This is a genomic window from Phocaeicola sartorii JCM 17136 = DSM 21941 (assembly GCF_054653615.1).
Map to the genome: position 1 here is coordinate 3,825,124 of NZ_BAAIFW010000005.1, position 20,725 is coordinate 3,845,848.

The following is a 20,725-nucleotide window of genomic DNA, read 5'->3' on the forward strand; positions in this document are numbered from 1 at the left end:
CCAATAAATCTCATATCATTACCCTAGACAAAAAACATCTTAAGCCACTAATTTATAGCAGCTTAAGAATTTGAGACTATCAGTATCATATAATAATTTGAAACTCTCAACAAGAAAAAGCAGGGTTATTCATTATTTTTCCCAATACTTCGGATATACTCATTGGGAGTGATATTAGTAGCTTTTTTGAAATATCGGAAAAAAGAAGCTCTTGAACTGAATCCGCACAGCTCCGACAAAGCACTCAAAGTGTACTTAGCATATTCATCTTTCTCTACCAAACGTTTGAATTCAGCTATACGGTAATCATTGATATAATCATAATAATTACGATTTAAATACTGATTAAACAAATAGGACAGAGTATGAGATGACGTGCCAATGGATATAGCCAAATCGGCAATTTTCAAATTAGGATTGATATAAGGCTTTTCTTTATGCATAACAATCTCCAATTTCTCTGCCAACCGTTTACATTCCTCCACACTTATCTTATTTGTCCTGTACTTCTCTTCTACTACACCACTGGTTTCCTCAACCGACTGGGTTTCCTTTTCTATTACTTTATCAGAATCCGGCATTGGCTCTTCCCTTTCGGCCTCCACCTCTTTCTTTTTTTGATAAAGAACAGCAAGACCTCCGGTCACCACAGCTATGACGATGAACAATATGCTCCATATACTGATAGAAGAAGCAATTTTGACTGTCAGCTGAGTTTCTGACTCCGGATTTCCCATCCGCCTTACTTTAAAAGTATAATTACCGGACGGTAAATCATAATAAGTCATATCCGAACGACCTGTCAAAGTTGTCCATCCGGTATCTTCCCCCTCCAATTGATATTCGTATGACATAAAGGCGGGAGCCGTATAACTGAATTCGGAAAAGTAGAAGGTAACATTCTTTTGAGAAGCTTCCAATGAAATTTCAGGTTTTGTACCCTCTTTCACAACAGATTGCACGACAGATTTTCCATTTACATACACATCGGTTATGGCAACCGGATAAGGAATGGATTTCTTCTGATTTATCCGCACTGCATCCAAATATAAGAGCCCTTTGGAGTTTCCAAACCAAATGCCGTTCTCATCACGTACCGGTGGACAAAGAGTAAAAATAGAACTGGGAATACCATCAACAAAATTATAAGGAATAAAATGGTCTTTCTTATCATACCGGAACAAACCATTGTTAGTTCCCAGCCATAACCACTTTTCACGATCCTCTACAATAAACATACCATCATTCCCATCCAAAGGAGTTCCCGGCTGCAAACGCCTAAAAGTAGTCATAGACAAATCAGAGATAAAAAGAGAGCCTTTGTCTGGAAAAAAATAAAGATCATGGTTGGAGTCTTCGTAGATCACTCTTATTTTTTCCTTATGAATAAATCCCTCAGGAAACACATCGGTTTTCAATGTCCGGGCAGAGGGGTCCCAAATGCACATTCCATTCTCTGTACATATCCATCCTTTATGAGTGGAATCAAAATAGATTTCATATACGTTCCCTTCTGGTAACTTAGAATTGGCACTGGTATAATGAGCTATCTGTCTGCCGTCTTTATAGCAGAATATTCCTAAAGATGTTCCTATCCACAAATTATTTTCACGATCCTGCTTGATACAAAAAATATGTCCCTTACTAAAAGGCATTCCTCCATCCGGTTCAAAATCTCTGAGTGTCAAAGTCGCAGGATTTAAAACATACATTCCACCACCGTATGTACCTATATAATACTCATTCTGATAATACAAACAACTGAAAATCATATTTGAGCGTAACAGTGGAACCTTAAAACTTTTATAACGATGATTTTCTTCGTCAATATAAAAAAGTCCGTCACGAGATCCAATCAGTTTCTCTTTCCCCTTAATGGCAAGTGCACGTACCGGCATATCTCCAGAATCAAAAAAAGGAGCATACGTATAAGTGGAAAACAACCCACTCTGATACAATGTGTAATCCAATCCCAACTGATAAAATCCTACCCATATCAAACCTTCTTTATCGACCAAAACAGAATAAACGGAATTAGAACGCAAAGTCTCATCCTTCCCTGTTTCATGCCGCATGGAACGAACCACTTTCTTTTTATCCGTTGATACAAAATGAACTCCGTTACCATCCGTTCCCACATACAAAAGGCTTTTCCCATCACCGGACAAAGAAGAAATTACATTACAACCCACATCAACAAAACGGGCAAATTCTTTAGTTTGTGTATCAAAACTAATGATTCCCTGCCCCATCGTTCCCAAATAAAGCATACTCCCTATCCTGGCTATATTCTTAAAAGAACAAACATGCTTCTCTTCCATCACATTATGATAAGCCTCTATTTTTCTATCTGAGAGTCGCAGAGAATAAAGACCATTCTCCGTAGCCATCCAAAGTATTCCATCTTCTCCCAAATTCAAGCCACCAATAGAGTTCGCCGCCGACAACATATTAGGATCTATCATAATTTGGTTCAAGCTCCCTCCTTTATAAATGAAAAGCCCCCTTTCTGTTCCGATATAAAGTATTCCTTTCCCATCATGTAAAAGAGAACGCACAGCGTATCCTATCGTTTCACGGGCAATAGGTTCCAAACTGTTTTTCTGTTTGCTAACACGCCACAATCCACTGCCATTCCCCATCCACAATTCATTACCGGGCATTTCAGCAATGACATTTACCCGTTTCAATTTTTCATCAGAACCCGGAATAAGATAATGCTTGAAATGAATTCCATCAAAACATTCCAATGAATTGCCGGTCCCCAACCAAACATAACCTAAAGAGTCTTTATAAATGACGTTTACCACTAAATCTGATAATCCCTCAGTTACAGACAAGCCACGAAAAGCGTAGGAACGAGAGAAAATGGGTAAAGACAAGAATATAAGAAACAATATAAATATAAATCTTAAAATGTTTTTCATTACATTGTGCATATTTGGAACCTCTTGTTTATCAAATTATGCAAATATAGTGAAAAGGGAATATATTTTCCCTATCAAAAAAGAAAAAATCATCATCCACTTCTTATTTGCTATATGAAAAAGAAAAGATGATGATTTTAAAAGATTACTTTATAAAAAAAAGTTTATATCAAAGTTTGCGCAAATCGTGTCCGGGCAACAAATTATATTCTTTTCCATTCATTCTGACTTTACAAGGTGTAGAAGCTGCATATTTCCAAACGCCCTCTTTATACACCAACACCACATCTGTTACTGTCAATGAACTTATTTCAACATGCGGAGTCCGCAACAACGTACCTCCTCCCAAAAAGAAAATACAATCATCGCCTTGTTTATTTCCCCACAATGCATAAGCAGCTTGTACAGTCATTTCCCCACTTTTGCACAAATGGCCTGCATCATCCGAAGAAATAATCCGGTCCACACGCCCCTCTTTTTGTTGGATACAAATTCCGACATGACTTCCCGCCACATCACTTTTCACCTCTGGAAAAGTAACGGAGGAAATACATCCCGGCTCCTTTACAGAAGAGGGTTCATAAACAGCTACAAACGGACGGTTCCAAGCTTCACCTTGTTGGCGGGCCACAAAAGTCAACGTAGGTTGCTCTTTGATAGCATAAGGCATATCCGGAATCCGACTCAACCCTTCAGTCATCGGGCTCAAAGCCGAGAACACTTTACGTTCAGGAGCACCTTTCATCCACATATTCATACTGATATTATCCTCATCCGGCATCTGTATAGTAAACGTTGTTTTAATATCTTTGGACGTCTCGGCACTTTTCTTGTCAAACAAATAAGAATAGGCATATATATGAGCCCCAGCAAAAGCCAGTTCCTCCGTTGGCTGAAGAGACAAGTTGCTCCCGTCAGCAGCAGTCAAATTCATGGTTTGTCCCATATTATGATAAAAATAATCATGCATTTTATCTCCTCCCTCCACTTTCCTGCTACGGAAAATATCGACATAATATCCGTTCTTTTCTCCTGTAGTCACAATACTCATCATACGGTTTTGATCAGCCTGTGATTCAGGTTCACGGAAAAAGACTTCACTATAACTCACAGGCTGATAATCTACTTTCATCCCTGCTTCGGGGTAACAGTTCAATAAATTGAAAGCATGATTGCTTTTCATAACCGGATAAGAAGAGATTCCATCTACGCAAACCGTATTGTGTGCAGGAAACTGACTATAATATTCCAAATAATCCAAACCGGAATAAAGGGTCAAGCCGATGCCTCCGTCCGGTGCCAGACGATATCCTTTTCCATAAAGTTCCATGCTGATGCCATTGGCGTGCATGTGATTCCCTTCACTGGCATTTTGGGCAATCATCAAACTATGACGTTTATCCATGCCATTGCGTTGTACCAGCCAACTGGCATTGGGAGCATAAAAAGTAGGAGTTACATAATCATTGATATCACCGGCAGGTATCTTATCATCAATTACCAAAGGCTTGTCACTGAAAAAAGAAGTTACCGCCACCCTCACATTTTTCTTTTCAGTCGCCGGTTTGGAGGCATCGGGATCAAATAACTTCAACATAGCAGTAAATTGTCTTTCCTGATCTTTTTTACCATGTTTCTGGGCATTAGCTACCATACGGGCAAAGATAGCAGGATTCAATTTACCGGGATGTGTATCGCCAAAACCCATTGTCATACAATCCGGAAACAAATATTGCGGGTCGGCGGCCACCGCTTTTTTTATGACAGGAATCTCCTCGGTCAGGTCCATACCCAAATTACGGTCAAAGACAGTGACCATATCCGTATAATCCCCGACAACTACCTGACTATAACCCGGACATTCAGCCCAAATACCGGTTTCAGCATCATAACCATAATCAGCAAGCTGTTTCAGTGACCATTGACGGATGGAAGAACGATTCAACACATAATCAATATAATACTCGCCTCCCTTTTTATCCGGATAAGAAGCATCAGATTCCAAAATCATGCCGATACTCATGATATAACGCGCCTGCATCAGATTCCAGTTATTATGCGGCACTCCATTATCAATGATATTATCCGCCCATTTCTTGAATGCTCCGGCATAGATGTCCATCTTATCAGCCTTATCGGTTTTCAAATAATTATATAAAAAATCATACAATGGGACCAAAGCATTCACAGCATCCTCGTGAATGACTTCAAAACTGCTCATACCCACCAAAGTCTGCTGATGTCCATGATTCAAATCCTTGGGAACATTCCGGTAATAAATCCCCGTCATATAAGTGTCAAATACCGAAGCTGCCAAATCAGCATATTTCTTCTCCCCGGTCATCCACCAAAGAAAAGCGGCATCACGGGCGATACCCAGTATCTCTACATTAATACTTTGGATGATATTTCCGGTTTTACTGATATTCACCCATTCGTGCGGTCTGCCTTCCAACGTCCCATTTGCCAGATACATTCCCCGAGCATCTTCCTGATAAGGCTTCAAATCTTCCAGTTTGGGACGTACATAGTTAGTTGCATGACTGCGTGCACCGGTATACATCACCGTAGGAGCCGGCGCCTTCTCTCCTCCTGCATGATCATAATATTCTCCTTTAATATATACCTCCGTTGCATGAGTTTTCCAATACATTTGCAAACGGGAAGTAAGCCATTCAGACCCTCGGTCAGCATACCGGTCAGTCCGTTGCTTTAACTTTTCAAACACTTCCTGTGCCCACGGTTCTTCCTTTATCAACTTCTGCGTTTCAACTTTGCCATTACTATCCGTCAAATAACGGGGATGACCTTGTGACAGTTTCACCGATAAGGAAGTTTCCTGTGCATATAATACACTTGTTACAAGCAAGCATATCCATAAAACGATCTTTCTCATAATTCTATTCATTCTCTTTCACAAAAATACGTATCATAAAGCTATTCCACTCAATCCAAATGAATTATTTTATCATCCGCCTCTTCCATTCAAATTTAAAGTTACCGAATATAAAATGTTTGCTTTGCCGGCTCTGCAGTCTTTATCTTAGGATCAGAGTTTTTTCCGTATTGCCATGCTATTACAGTTACTTTTACCGGATAGGTGGTTTTAGGAGGAATAGCAGTTAATATCAATCGATTACCATCCACATAAGCCGGTCCCGATTCCACATAAAAATCGACCGGCAAGCCACAACTGGAAACAGCAGATAAAGAAACGTACTTAGTACCACGCTTTATGTCCGGTAACGTTGCAAACTTAATATGTTGCTGCTGTCCTTCCGTATTTTTAACCGGAATTGTCATCTGAGCTTGCTGAACAGCCGGTTTATATTCTTCGTCTCCCGGATGAGTTATAGAAAAAACAATATCCGATTTCTTGTCCGTCCATAAAGTTCCCCGATTCCACTGTATTCGAAATGTCACAGAATCAACTAAAACAGCCGGGCCGGTAATCATCTGCAGGACCGGAGTTTTTCCAGCATGACCAATAGATGCCCCAACAGGCAAATCAGTCCAATTGGAAAGTCGGGGACTTTCTCCTGGAACAGTATCCAAAAAAACAGGGGTCAATTGAAATGTGATACCATCTTCCTGTGGTATAAAAGCCGGGTGAACTTGTAAATGAGTATTCTGTTGGGATACTGTTTTTCCGTTTTGAGACACACTTACCAATTGTGGCTTCATATCGTAATATCGGGATTGATACGCCAAAGTAGCCTCTATCATCTCACGATCAAAAAACCAAAATGCTTGTGCAGGATCCCCTTCAAATTGATTTACCGGTGCCGGAATACTTGAAGGCTTTTCATTTTTTTTCCATCGCTCCATCAACCATCCCTCCTTGGTCGGATCTACGTGTCCATAATGCATTGCCTTCTTGATATAAAGAGCTATATATTGTGCTTTTTCCGGGGTATAGGCAAAGTGTCCTTCAGCAGGACAGGCCAACATGCTTAAAGGCAGCAATGGATGCTCCTTACGTTCTTTCAAACCTTCATTGCTCCATGTATGTGCTGATTCATATTCTCCCATGGTTTCCAGACAAGGAATTTTATTGATGTTACGTTCTCCCCAAATATCCGGACATAGCCAGCGATCACGATGATATGGCCACTGACCACTGACAGAAATACATGCCAATGTACGTTCCGGTTTATAGGCAGCAAGATAATAAGGCCAACTAGCAGCTGCCGAATGTCCTATGGCTATTAAAGGAGCTGTAGACAACTCTTTATATCCAGATACTTCAGCAAGATCTGCCAAAAGACCATCCAAAGTTTCCCATGCCCCATCCGTAAAATCAAATCCATGATTGAAAGAAGGACATACCCATATTTGAGCAACATCAAGCTCAGCCATACGTTGTCGGAAAGCCTCATCTTCAAGGATAGAAATTTCCTCCATATTGTGTTGGGCAACCAAGATTGCTTTTACTTGTTCACACTGCCCGGGAATCCACAAGTAAGCCCTTGACTCAGAATTTTTGGGATGAGTGCTAAAATTACGAACAGGTACAGACCATTGCCAAATTCCTGTTTGTGCAACAAGCGTAAATGATAAAAGCCAACCGAATATTCCAAATAAAAATACATGTTTCATAGCTATCTTCATTGTTTATTATAAAAACGAACCGGAATCAAGAAACACTCAACTTTATTCTAAAATTATCTTCCAAAGAAATGAGTAAAAACCTATCTTTGTACGTATTAGATATATACAAAAATTAAATAGCATGAATAAACACACTTTATCTGTAGCAATCACTTTCCTATTCTGTACCCCAATATCAGGGGGCACACCGGACGGAATTTACCACAAAGGATGGATAGACTTCAACAAGAACGGGAAAATGGATCTATATGAAAATCCTAAAGCCCCGCTGGAAGACAGAGTACAAGACCTGCTTTCACAAATGACACTAGAAGAAAAAACCTGTCAAATGGCCACCCTTTACGGTTCAGGACGCGTACTGAAAGATGCGTTGCCTCAAGACAATTGGAAAACAGAAGTATGGAAAGACGGAATAGGAAACATAGATGAAGAGCATAACGGATTAGGGGCTTTCAAGTCCGAATATTCTTTTCCATACGCCAAACATGTGGATGCCAAACACACCATTCAACGCTGGTTTGTAGAAAAAACACGTTTAGGTATCCCGGTAGATTTCACCAATGAAGGTATTCGCGGATTATGTCATGACCGGGCAACCTACTTCCCCGCCCAGTGCGGACAGGGTGCCACTTGGAACAAAAAATTAATAGCCCGTATCGGAGAAGTGGAATCTAAAGAAGCGGTAGCATTGGGATATACCAACATCTATTCTCCCATCCTTGACATTGCCCAAGACCCTCGCTGGGGAAGATGTGTAGAAACATACGGAGAAGATCCTTATTTAGTAGGAGAATTAGGAAAACAAATGATTACCAGTTTGCAAAAATATAATCTGGTAGCTACTCCGAAACATTTTGCAGTTTATAGTATCCCGGTAGGCGGACGTGACGGAAAGACACGAACCGACCCACACGTAGCCCCACGAGAAATGCGTACCTTATATATAGAACCTTTCCGGATGGCATTTCAAGAAGCCGGAGCACTGGGAGTAATGAGTTCTTATAATGACTATGATGGGGAACCCATTACGGGAAGCTACCATTTTCTGACCGAAATATTACGTCAAGAATGGGGATTTCAAGGATACGTAGTATCAGATAGTGAAGCTGTGGAATTTATCTCCAACAAGCATAAAGTAGCAGATACATACGAAAACGGAATTGCACAGGCGGTCAATGCCGGACTGAATATCCGTACCCATTTCACTCCGCCTGCCGATTTTATCTTGCCTCTTCGTAAAGCTGTTGAGGATGGCAAAATCTCTCAGGAAACTCTCAACAAACGGGTAGCCGAGATACTTCGTATCAAATTTTGGCTAGGGTTATTTGACAATCCCTATCGTGGCAATGGTAAACAAGCAGAACAAATAGTCCATAGTAAGAAACATCAAGCTGTATCATTGGAAGCTGCCCGTCAGTCACTGGTATTACTAAAAAATGAAACGAACTTGCTTCCTTTATCCAAATCTGTCCGTTCCCTTGCCGTTATCGGTCCAAATGCCGACGAACAGACCCAATTAATTTGCAGATACGGTCCGGCCAATGCTCCTATTAAAACCGTTTATCAGGGTATAAAAGAACTGTTGCCTCATGCAGAAGTGATCTATAAAAAAGGATGTGACATCATAGACCCTCATTTCCCGGAAAGTGAAATCCTTGATTTCCCGAAAACGGCGGAAGAAGTCCGATTAATGGAAGAAGCCATTCATGCAGCCAAACAAGCCGAAGTGGTAGTTATGGTATTAGGAGGAAATGAACTGACCGTCAGGGAAGATCGTTCACGAACCAGCCTTAACCTTCCCGGACGGCAGGAAGAACTTTTAAAAGCTGTTTGTGCAACCGGGAAACCGGTCATTTTAGTCATGCTCGACGGACGCGCTTCTTCTATAAACTACGCAGCAGCTCATGTACCTGCCATTTTACATGCTTGGTTTCCCGGAGAATTTTGCGGACAAGCTGTGGCCGAAGCTTTGTTCGGCGATTATAATCCGGGGGGAAGACTGGCTGTTACTTTTCCTAAATCTGTAGGGCAAATTCCTTTTGCCTTTCCCTTTAAACCGGGATCAGACGAAAGTTCCTCCACTTCCGTTTACGGAGCGTTATATCCTTTCGGGCATGGTTTAAGTTATACCACTTTTACTTACAGTGATTTGCATATATCACCATCGCACCAAGGAGTACAGGGAGATATCCATATAAGTTGTAAAATCAAAAATACAGGAAAAACAAAAGGAGATGAAGTAGTACAACTTTATTTACGGGATGAAATCAGCAGCGTCACCACTTATACCAAAGTATTACGCGGCTTTGAACGTATCAGTCTGGAAGCCGGAGAAGAACAAACTGTTCATTTCAGATTGCGTCCACAAGATTTAGGATTATGGGACAAAAATATGAATTTCCGTGTGGAACCGGGTAGTTTTAAAGTAATGCTCGGAGCTTCTTCTACGGACATCAGATTACATGGCCAGTTCGAAATAACGCCCTAAACCTCCACCATTTTAACTCAATATGGAATGACAGGAATATTCAGATTTCTATAAATACAGTATTTCATTAAAACATCGGTAAAGAATCTGTTTACATCTGGTTTATGTTCACAGATCCTTTACCGACGTTTTGAACAAGAATCTTTTAATCTCTATTTTGAAGATATAAATGAAGGAGGAAGTTCTTCTACACCCCATTTTTTGTTAGGCTTTGCCCCTAATTTCAACTCCAAAGTCCCCCCCTTAATAAAGTCTTCATGATAAAACCAACATTTATTCCACTTTTTCCCATTAAGGGAAGCATTTTGAATGTACATATTATCAGTTGAATTTCCTTTCGTTATGATTTGGAAAGTCTTTCCGGAATAATAACGATTGTCCAAATGAATAGTAACCTTATCAAAAAGCGGAGAAGTAATCTCATAAAAAGGCTTTTCCGCACAACCACCATCCACCTCAAACAGTCCGATTGCCATCAGAACACCTAAAGCCCCCATCTGTCCCTGATCCTCATCATCCCGATAGCCTCCATAGGGAGTCACATCGCTATAAGCAGCCTTTACTTTACGCACCCACTTCTGAGTAAGCCAAGGTGCTCCTGCATAACTAAACAAATGAGCCATTCCGGTCCCCGGCTGATTACCATAATCTGTCCAATTGCCTTCCTTTGTTTTATTAGAACGGAAAAATCCATACGGCTCACTCTTTTCGAAATTGGCATTCAATCTCTTGATATACTGGCCGGCACCTCCATAAAGTTCTATCAGTCCTGCCATATCATGTGGAACATAATGTGAATAAATAGCAGAATTACTCTCGCAAAATCCTCCTTTTTCTGTCAATTCCAACGGATCAAAACAAGGTAACCAGTTGCCATCCTCTCCACGAGGTTGCATATAGCCACTTTCCGGATTCCAAAGATTACGATAATTCTTTGACCGCTTCATAAAAAACTCATAATCCTGTAATTTCCCCATTGTTTTCGCCATCTGTGCCAAGCACCAATCCTGATAGGCATATTCCAATGTCATGGAAGCTCCGGTAGTATGCATCCCTTCAACATCTTTCCGTCCGTCAGGCACATATCCCCGTTCCTCATAATATTTCATACCGCCGGAATGAGCAGTCTTGCTATGTTCATAACCGGCATGGTCGCGAATACCTCCCACAAAAGCATTCTTCCGCAAACCTTCATAGGCCAGTTCTGCATTGTAGTTACGGATTCCTTTATTATAAGCCGAAGCAAAGAAAGAAGCAGCCGGATCACCAATCATCACATACGTATAATTTCCTCCTGATGGCCCCCGGGGAATCAGACCGCCATTTCGATACATATCTATCATTGTATTACAGAAATCATCCATGACTTCAGGATATGCCATAGACCAAAGAATATCCAGTGACCAATGACTTCCCCACCATGCATCAAAATTATGATGATTATACAAAGGCTTTCCCTCATCTCCTAAAGGTATTTGCCGTATGCGCGGAAAATCAGCAGTCATATCCATATAATGCCCGTCAGCGTCACTGACTACATGGCGTCCCAACAAGGCATGCCATAAATCTGTATAGAGTTTTATCTGCTGTTCTCTACTGCCTCCTTCCACTTCTATTTTTCCAAGCCAATCATTCCATTCAGAAAAAGAAGACTGCTTTACTTGCTCAAAATCCCAGCCTGACAATTCCGCCAACATATTCTTACGTGCCTGTTCTACACTGACATATGAAATCGCTACTTTCAGCATCACCTTTTCGTCTTTTTCTGTTTTAAACCGGACTGCCATACCCGCATTTTTACCTGATATTCTTTCCGGATTGCTATTAGATTCTATCCGGCCTTCGCGCCAAGATACAACCTTATCCATTGGCTTGCTCAATTGTGCATAAAAATAGACAGGAGTATCTTTAGGACGACGTCCCGTACGTTCCATCATCTCCCATCCGGCTATTTCCTTATCACTTACTTTCCAAACCTCCGAATAAGCTGTAGATCCATGTGCCAGAAACGCCCCCGTATCAAACAAAATATAACTGGCATCACTTTTCGGAAAAGTATAACAATGAAAGCCTACACGCATAGTAGAAGTCAACTCTGCTGTTATGTCATAATCTGTCAGTTTCACTTTATGATATCCTGGTTTAGCTATTTCTCCATCATGGGTAAAAGCCGATTGATAAGCATTCATACCCAAATGCCCTTTAAATTCTCCAACGGTAGGCATCACCGCCACACCGGACATCTGCCAATTATGAACATGACTAAAACAACGTATTTGTTTTGAGTCATACAGATACCCCGATCCCCAAGAGTGCTCGGTATCCGTATCAGGGTTAAGGCTGACCATACCAAACGGACGACATGCCGAACTGAAGAAAAACCATCGGGAACGGTGACTGTCAACAAAAGGATTCACCAGATCAACATAATTCTTTTTAGTCCTCGCTTCATTAAACAACAAAGAACCAAAAGCAGGCTGATCACGATCATAGCCTTCAGGACGAATCTGCTGAAGAACCTTTTCCGTATAAGGCATTTGCATCCCTTTCCGTATAACAAAATGATTGTAGACCATTTCAAAAACCGGCATATATCTGCCCCTTCCTTTATCAGAAATCTCAGTCCAGTTGCTATATTTTCCTGTGACATCCTTCCACACAGCAAAGGGAACATTATACCCCAAATTATATTTTGCAACATACTCAAACCCCTTCATCAGCCGGTTATCAAGAGCCGAATATAAATCATCTCCTTGTTGCCAAGCTATTTCGCAAACAGTTGCCAGAGCACCTATCCCCAACATGCTATGCCCCTGATCACGTCCACTCTCCTGTATCTGACCGGTATTCCCACTGATATAATGAGCTATTGTCCCGTTGTCATTGGCATGAAGATAAAAATCAATCGCTTTATCATACATTTCCTCATTATCCCATAAAATAGCGGCTGCCATATAAGCTTTGGTCACAATAGGCCCCCAATTCCCGTTTGTATAAGGCTTACGATGATAAAAATTCTCCATTACAGGCAAGAATACGTTCCTTATCATTCTACTGATCTCATTAAACTGGACAACTGTCATCTTTTTATAAGTATGACGCAGCATTTCAGTAGCATAAATAATCTTTAATCCTTCCAACCCCACCAACAAAGGGGCATCATTCGTTTCCGGAATTCTTTTAAGTGTTCCGGCATAACCTAATAACAACTCCAGTGATTTCTCGGCATGAGCTTTCTCTCCAGTCAAAACCCACATCAATGCATTCTGATAAACTGCACTAAAGTCCTGCTCCATTTTCGATTTTGTATGACGAAACTCACCATCTCTTGAAATGACTTCAAAAGGTCCGAAAGGCTGATAATCCGCTTGGGAACAATGATGACTTTTCAATAATTCAAAAGAGCCATAAGCAGGATATTCCTTATCAGCTATTTGAGCACGCATCCGCTCAATACTTTTTGTTGTATGTAATATTCCCGGATGCACAAATTTCCGGGCTTGCATCTCAAGTCCTATACTCAAAAACAGACAATAGAAACCCACTTTCAACAGGACTGATATTTTCAACTTTCTCATAACCGCTGCTGCTTATAGTTTTTGACAGATTTTATATTTCCATCGTCAGGAACTAAACGAACAGCAGAACCTCCGGATGCTTTCAAACAAAAGTTTAATCTCGTCTTGTTGCTCACACGATAAGTAGAAACCCTGACTTTAGTACGTGTTTTCACTGATGTATCCCCATCCGTGTAAATTTCCGCTATGTAGTTCTTTCCCTCGGGCAAAAAATCCAAGCTTACAGATAAAGCACGCGCCTCATTGTTTGTTATCGAACCGATAAACCATTCCTCTCCTTTACGACGGGCTATAGTAATAAATTCACCGACCTCCCCTTGCAACACTTTTGTATCATCCCATGTAGTATATACATCATCAAAGAATTTCAACTCGGGTTCGTCTTGAGCATCCGATGGTTTATCATACCAATACATATATTGCAACGGACTATAATAAACTGCCGCCAAAGCCAACTGATGCGCAGGAGTGGTCTGGATAGATTTAGAACGAGGAACACCATAACTATCCTTGTCTGCATTCAAGCGACCGAAATCCTGACGATAGTAACAAATGGTATAATCTGCCGCCCCAGCTATAAACCGGGTAAAGGGAAGAGTTACATTATGTGTTGCATCAGGAAATTCCTCATTACCGCGGATACCTTCCTGAGTCATCAGATTAGGATAGGTACGACTGAACCCTGTAGGACGGTACTCATCATGTATATCAACCATCAAGCCATAATCAGCACATTTCTTGACCGCTTCATGCATCCATTTAGTCCATACTTGTGATCCCACCTGTACGAAACCGAATTTAATACCAGCTATTCCCCAAGACTTATACAACGGAAGAATCTCATCCAACTGTTGTTGTAATGCACGTTGATTGACATATAGAATAACTCCTATACCCCGTTCTTTAGCGTAAGCTACCACCTCTTTCAGGTTCAAAGCATTGATATCCGGATTTCTACGAGGGTCTAATGTCACTGTAGTAGCATCAGAAGCCTTGTCATATTCAAATCCATACCATCCCGCATCAAAATGAATATATTGCAGATTGCGTTTCACGGCAAAATCCACCAAAGCTTTTCCTCCTTCTGTAGTTAATGTCACTTCACGCATCACTTTTCCGGGTTTTATCCATGAAGTATCCTTTATTTTACAAGAGGGATTCAAATTCAGAATCAGATCATTATGTTCCAATATTTGTCCCGGTTTATCAGCACACATAATCACCCTCCAAGGAGTATGGTAAGGAGCAATATCCTCTACGGGACCATACATAGCAGATTGAATCGTATTCTTTTTTTTCGTCGATAATTTGAATTTAGTACGCACATAGTCCACCACCTGCGCTTCAGCCAGACATACGTAAGGACCTTCAGGCAATGTCAAAAGCAACGGGCGGTCTGATTCACCGGGCCATCCTTCCAATGGGAGATATTCATAAGGAGTCTGAGCCCTGGATGTGAAGTAAGCCTTTGCTCCTTCCGGTAAAGTATATTCAGTAAATTCATCTGTGATCTTCAAATATTGTCCGCCGGGAAACCGATAACGGAATGCAACCCCTTCATTGTACGCTCGTACATCCAAGACCAACTTGTCACGAGAATTCTGACGATTAATGACTACCGACCAAGCTTTATACTGATCTTTTATGGTACTGCGTTCTCCATACACAGGATGCCAGACAGTATCCTGTTCGGCAGTTGTCATATCACCTAATGACAAATGATCACGCCATACAGCATTAGCCTTAATCCCTAACAAAGATGGTTTTATCGTTTCTTTAGCATTCCAATTCAAAGAATAATGCAAGTTTCCACCCTCATCACTTAAAGTAAACTGATACTTTCCATCCGGTGAGGACATCTTTATCTCTTTTGCTTGAAGGATGGATAAAGAAAAGACCATCCATAATGCACCTATATACAATCTCTTCATCATATTAATTATTTATACTTTGCAAAGTTATACATTTATAGCGTACTCTCTATTTTTTATGTCATTGACAGATTAAAAAACCGTCTTTTCTATAGACCAATAAAAAAGGGAGAATACGCTATAGATTTATTATAATATATAAGATAATTCAATTACTCCCAGCCCGGATTATTTCCTAATTCCTGACCATTGGATAAAGTATTCAACCATGTAACAGGAATAGGACGAAGAGCATACTTACTTTTAAAAGTAGCTTCACTTAATTGGGTCTGAATCAATCCACCTGTAATATTCGTGACATCCCAATTGTATTTCAAGACTCTTTCTGCCAGTTTTCCTGTACGTTGCAGGTCATTCCACCGTGGCGCTTCTCCATAAAGTTCCAACGCTCTTTCATCCAATACATTATCCAATGTAACAGTACCGGTATATTCTTGCAGTCCACCTTCCGGAGCATTATTCACGGCACGTTTACGTATTTGGTTTATATAATATAAAGCATTAGAGTTATCTCCCATTTTAACAGCAGCCTCAGCAGCAATCAAATAAGTCTCGGCCAACCGGAACAAATAAATATCACGAGTTCCATTTTCTACAGTTCCCGAACTGTTATAACGGGTATTACAGTCTTTAAATTTCCAAACAGGAAGCCAAACACGTGACTTTGCATTAAAGCTTTGATAACCAGTTTTATAATAATCATCATTTCCAGCATCAGCATAGGAGCCCTTAGGATAATTATAGAAAAAACGTCCACGATTATTAGCAGCTGCTTTTTCAGCATCTGTATATTGTTTATAACCACTCTCTCCGGGAACAGGGAAATAAATTACGGTATCACCTTTTGCTACATTTACCCCATTTGTACTCTCAAACCAATTTCTGCCATAAGCACGTCCGTCTATAGAAGTCGCCGGATCACCATTCAATGGACTCATAAAAGTAACTTCCGTACGTCTGTCTTTCTTCCAATCAAATAATAAATAACTATATTTTGTCGGCATAACAGATGCATAATCATTACAATAAATTGACGAAAAGCCCAAATCAGTCCAACCTTCACGATAAACAAACAAATAGAACTCTGTCTGAATATTATTATTCCATCCTGCTCCGGCAGAGAAGTTAAGACTGAAAATTATTTCATTGTTCTCTTCATTTGCCTGACGATGGACCATCGCATAATCATCCAATAATGTGTGTCCTGAATTCTTAATTACATCTACAGCATCATCATAAGCCTTTTTAAAATCATCAGCTTCTGCATAACTCTGATATCCGCGAGTCAAATAAACAAGAGAACGAAGATGTTTAGCAGCCGCTTTTGATACACGTCCATAATTTGCCGAAGTCTGCTTCACCGGAAGGGAAGAATCTATGACGTCCTGCAAATCTGCCAAAATTTGTCTGTAAAAATCAGATCCGCTATTCAATTGAGAAGTTGTAGAAGGTGAGGTCGGTTCTTCCAATATCAACGGAGCTTGCCCCCAATTTTTTACGATTTCAAAAAGATATAACGCCCGCAAGAACTTAGCTTCCGCAACCCGTTGTGCCAACACCTCCTTGTCAATGCCATCAAAAATATCTTGATCTTTTGTAGCGACCGTAGTTGCACGCCCAATGGCAGCATTTACATTCTTCAAAGACTCATATAACACTTTCCATTGATTGTAAACAGTACCATTATCATTGGCATAATCCACTGTATACTGATTTAAAGCATTGGTTGCCGTTCCATCATTCTGAGTACCCAAATCCGTTCCAAGTTGAGTCAACAGAAAATAGTTGGTTGTATTATATACAGATTTTAATGTAGAATAAGCTCCATTTATAAGAGATTCATATCCTTCAGCCGTAGCATAATACTCTTCGGCAGACTGGCTAGACCAATTTTTTTCATCCAAAAAAGACGAACATCCCGAAAGAGCAAACACAGATGCCAACAGGAAACCTTTAGTAAATATATTTTTCGTTTTCATACTATCCTAATTATTTGAATGATAAATTAATACCAAAAATCACATTTCGAGTCATTGCATCCGATGTATTGATGCTGACATTCAACTGTTCAGGATCAACCACATCCTTTGCACAGAAAATAAATGGATTCTGAACTGTCGCATATAAACGCAAATTGCCTAATTTCATTTTTTCAAGAACCGATGGTTTAAAAGTGTATCCCAAAGTAATATAGGAGATCTTAAGAAAATTACTTGAGAACATCGTATGTGACATTTCCGATTTTGCATTCCCCCATGATCCTGCCTTGCTTCGATAAGTACCCATGTTACTAGGCTGTGCAGAAGCATTAGTAGGATTCTCGGGAGTCCAATAATCTTTTCTTAAGTTATTAAAATTGAGATTGTTGTTTTCCAATGCATACGAAACATAGAACTGGTTTCTAGCTCTGGCACCCGCTTGGAAAGCTGCTTGAAATGACAGGTCAAATTCCTTATATGTAAATGTATTAGTCATACCACCTGTCCAATCCGGAGTACGTTTACCATCAATCACACGATCTTTATCGTCAATCACACCATCCTCATTCAAATCCAAAGGTTTATATTGACCAGGTTTACAACCATATTTAGCAGCTTCTTCAGCTTCATCCAACTGCCATACTCCCAATGTCATTAAATTATAATTTATATCAATGGGCTGACCGATAATCCAAAGATTACTGTAATCACCACTCATACCAGCCAAAGACAATCCACGTGAGGTCAAATCTTCCTTATATTGCAAATCTACAATTTTATTTTTATTATAGGCAAAATTCAAACTGGTTCTCCATGAAAAATCTTTAGTACGGATATTATCCGAATTAATATTTACCTCAAACCCTTCATTTCTAACAGAGCCCACATTTGCTTTTACAGAGGCATATCCGGTAGTAACAGGTACTGTCTTATTCATAATCAAGTTTTCCGTCAAACGATTATAATATTCCACACTACCCGAAATCCGATTATTGAAAAATCCGAAGTCAAGACCTACATTATATTCTGTAGTACGTTCCCATCCCAGATCCAAATTCCGTAAATTATTGGGAACATATCCGATAGATTCAGTGGATCCGAATGTATAATATTTGGCACCACTAATGGATCCTTGTGTCTGGTATGCACTCACATTATCATTACCAGTCTGACCATAACTTAAACGTAACTTCAAATTACTCAACCAAGACAGGCTCTTCATAAATTCTTCTCCTGACACTCTCCATGCTACAGCAGCTGATGGAAAACTTCCCCACTTATTGCCTTCAGCTAATTTTGACGAACCGTCAAAACGGATACTTGCCGTTACAAAATACTTATCCTTATACACATAATTGGCACGTGCCAGATAAGACATCAAATTTGTCTTGGTAAAACCGGAAGAAGAAGTATTACTTGCCGATCCTCCTGCCAAATTATACCACAAAGAATTATATGACAATCCATTACCCACTCCTCTCAATTTTTCATCTTGCGATTGTTGCATGGAGAATACTCCGGTCAAATCCATACGATGATCCTTCAATTCAAAGTTATAATTTACAAGATTATCCCAGACCCAATCTACATAGCTATTTTTCGCATAATTACTAGTTGCTTTATTTTGCCCTTTATTAGCCTTAGTGTATTTACCTCTGTACTGGCCTATTTCTTCCAAATTTATATCCGGTGAGAAAGTGGTCTTCAAAGTCAATCCTTTGACTGGAGTTATGGCTAGATAAATGTTACTCAGCAAATTATACTTTTTTGTTTTATTCAGTTCATTCTTCATGGTAGTCAACGCATTATACTGACCATTAGAATAAGCCCACATTTCTTCTCCTGTCAGCAAATCAGTCGGATGATAAGTCGGACGCAGACGAAAAGCATCCTGTAACAAGTCAGAGTTACCCGTATCTCGTACCGAATGAGTTCCATACATATTAATCCCAAATTTCATGTATTTACTAGGTGTTACATCCACAACAGCACGCAGATTATAACGGGAATATTCCTGAGGCTCCAACATACCATCCTCAAAATAATACCCGGCAGACAAAGCATAAGTAGCCATCTCATTACCTCCGGTAGCTGATATAGTATGATTTGTCATAAATGCTGGACTAGAAACAGCATCCACCCAATCAAAATAATTTCCATCCTGAATAGCCTTTAACTCTGATGCTGTGAAAATTTGGCTATCATCCACATATTTATTATTATTTCCAGCTCTTTTAGCCTCTCTTGCCAATTGCACATATTCTTCACCAGACATCATATCGGGCATATTCGTATATTTCCTATATCCGGCATAGCCACTATAGTCTATTTTTACCTTACCTATCTTACCTTTTTTAGTAGTAACCATAACCACACCATTGGTAGCACGAGAACCATAAATTGCGGTAGATGACGCATCTTTCAAAATATCAATCTTTTCGATATCATCCGGATTCAGATTAGACAAAGAGGCTCCTGGCACACCATCTACAACAATTAATGGAGATGTACTTCCGCTAATTGTATTCAAACCACGAATCAAAATATTATATTCACCCCCCGGTTTACTATTAGAACGTTGAATTTGCACACCTGGCAAAGCCCCTTGCATAGCTCCTACCGCATCCGTTCTACCACTTCTTATCAAATCCTGAGTAGAAACAGAAGCTACAGCACCTGTCAAATCTGATTTCTTTACCGAACCATAACCTACCACTACAACTTCGTCCAACAACTCAGTATCCTCCTTTAGAACAATCCTGAAAGAACGGTTGGAACCAATATTCAATTCTTGAGTTTGAAAACCAACATAAGATATCTGTAACTTATGAGAAGGAAAAACACTCAAACTAAAATTACCATCCAAATCAGTTACAATACCGTTGGTCGTCCCTTTTTCCATTACCGTAGCACCTATTATCGGTTCTCCCTGTGAATCAATAACCTGCCCCGTAACCTTCACCGTATTCTGCAATACTTCTTGATTAATCGGAGAGTACAACCCTGCACCTGTTTGCTCTGCAACCGCATTTCCTAACGGCAAACAAGACAATACCAAAAATAATAAGAATTTGTCTTTCTGTTTCATAGCATGTACTTAAAGTTTAATTTATCAAATCATTTATAGTCTTACTCATTTCATATTCCATGTTTTCTTACTCATTAAACGAGTCTGAAACACCATACACTCAAACAACAGAAAAAAATATTT

The 20,725-nt window shown here is 40.0% G+C and carries 8 protein-coding genes; 1 reads left to right on the top strand and 7 read right to left on the bottom strand.

Features of this window, described 5'->3' with window-relative positions; genetic code table 11:
* Positions 1 to 125: 125 nt before the first annotated feature.
* The 3 genes from ACYQ0C_RS16200 to ACYQ0C_RS16210 all read right to left on the bottom strand — a co-directional run bounded on the left by ACYQ0C_RS16200 (position 126) and on the right by ACYQ0C_RS16210 (position 7,526).
* Positions 126 to 2,939 (bottom strand): ligand-binding sensor domain-containing protein, encoded by a 2,814-nt coding sequence (locus tag ACYQ0C_RS16200; RefSeq protein WP_016275539.1) that lies wholly within the window; start codon positions 2,937 to 2,939, stop codon positions 126 to 128.
* 157 nt (positions 2,940 to 3,096) lie between these two features.
* Entirely contained in the window at positions 3,097 to 5,835 is a 2,739-nt protein-coding gene (locus ACYQ0C_RS16205) for a heparinase II/III domain-containing protein (protein WP_016275538.1), read from the bottom strand.
* Positions 5,836 to 5,924: 89 nt separating this feature from the next.
* Positions 5,925 to 7,526: a hypothetical protein gene (locus ACYQ0C_RS16210; RefSeq protein ID WP_016275537.1), complete on the bottom strand. Its 1,602-nt coding sequence runs from the start codon at positions 7,524 to 7,526 to the stop codon at positions 5,925 to 5,927.
* 133 nt (positions 7,527 to 7,659) lie between these two features.
* On the opposite strand from ACYQ0C_RS16210, the gene ACYQ0C_RS16215 reads away from it, so the two are divergent.
* Positions 7,660 to 10,026 (top strand): glycoside hydrolase family 3 N-terminal domain-containing protein, encoded by a 2,367-nt coding sequence (locus ACYQ0C_RS16215; protein WP_016275536.1) that lies wholly within the window; start codon positions 7,660 to 7,662, stop codon positions 10,024 to 10,026.
* Between the two features lie 152 nt (positions 10,027 to 10,178).
* Here ACYQ0C_RS16215 and ACYQ0C_RS16220 read toward each other — a convergent pair whose 3' ends face one another.
* The 4 genes from ACYQ0C_RS16220 to ACYQ0C_RS16235 form a co-directional block, all read right to left on the bottom strand.
* Complete coding sequence (locus tag ACYQ0C_RS16220) at positions 10,179 to 13,604, bottom strand: GH92 family glycosyl hydrolase (protein ID WP_016275535.1); 3,426 nt, start codon at positions 13,602 to 13,604, stop codon at positions 10,179 to 10,181.
* A complete protein-coding gene (locus ACYQ0C_RS16225) occupies positions 13,601 to 15,535 on the bottom strand; it encodes a glycoside hydrolase family 97 protein (RefSeq protein ID WP_016275534.1) in 1,935 nt (644 codons plus the stop codon). Before ACYQ0C_RS16225 ends, ACYQ0C_RS16220 begins: the two co-directional genes overlap by 4 nt.
* A gap of 152 nt (positions 15,536 to 15,687) precedes the next feature.
* Entirely contained in the window at positions 15,688 to 17,514 is a 1,827-nt protein-coding gene (locus tag ACYQ0C_RS16230; RefSeq protein ID WP_016275533.1) for a RagB/SusD family nutrient uptake outer membrane protein, read from the bottom strand.
* 10 nt (positions 17,515 to 17,524) lie between these two features.
* A complete protein-coding gene (locus ACYQ0C_RS16235) occupies positions 17,525 to 20,602 on the bottom strand; it encodes a SusC/RagA family TonB-linked outer membrane protein (protein WP_016275532.1) in 3,078 nt (1,025 codons plus the stop codon).
* Positions 20,603 to 20,725: the final 123 nt, after the last annotated feature.

What these genes read in the sequence shown, in the direction of transcription:
- ACYQ0C_RS16200 (WP_016275539.1), bottom strand. Translation starts at nt 2,939, where the DNA reads ATGCACAATGTAATGAAAAACATTTTAAGATTTATATTTATATTGTTT.
- ACYQ0C_RS16205 (WP_016275538.1), bottom strand. Translation starts at nt 5,835, where the DNA reads ATGAATAGAATTATGAGAAAGATCGTTTTATGGATATGCTTGCTTGTA.
- ACYQ0C_RS16210 (WP_016275537.1), bottom strand. Translation starts at nt 7,526, where the DNA reads ATGAAACATGTATTTTTATTTGGAATATTCGGTTGGCTTTTATCATTT.
- ACYQ0C_RS16215 (WP_016275536.1), top strand. Translation starts at nt 7,660, where the DNA reads ATGAATAAACACACTTTATCTGTAGCAATCACTTTCCTATTCTGTACC.
- ACYQ0C_RS16220 (WP_016275535.1), bottom strand. Translation starts at nt 13,604, where the DNA reads ATGAGAAAGTTGAAAATATCAGTCCTGTTGAAAGTGGGTTTCTATTGT.
- ACYQ0C_RS16225 (WP_016275534.1), bottom strand. Translation starts at nt 15,535, where the DNA reads ATGAAGAGATTGTATATAGGTGCATTATGGATGGTCTTTTCTTTATCC.
- ACYQ0C_RS16230 (WP_016275533.1), bottom strand. Translation starts at nt 17,514, where the DNA reads ATGAAAACGAAAAATATATTTACTAAAGGTTTCCTGTTGGCATCTGTG.
- ACYQ0C_RS16235 (WP_016275532.1), bottom strand. Translation starts at nt 20,602, where the DNA reads ATGAAACAGAAAGACAAATTCTTATTATTTTTGGTATTGTCTTGTTTG.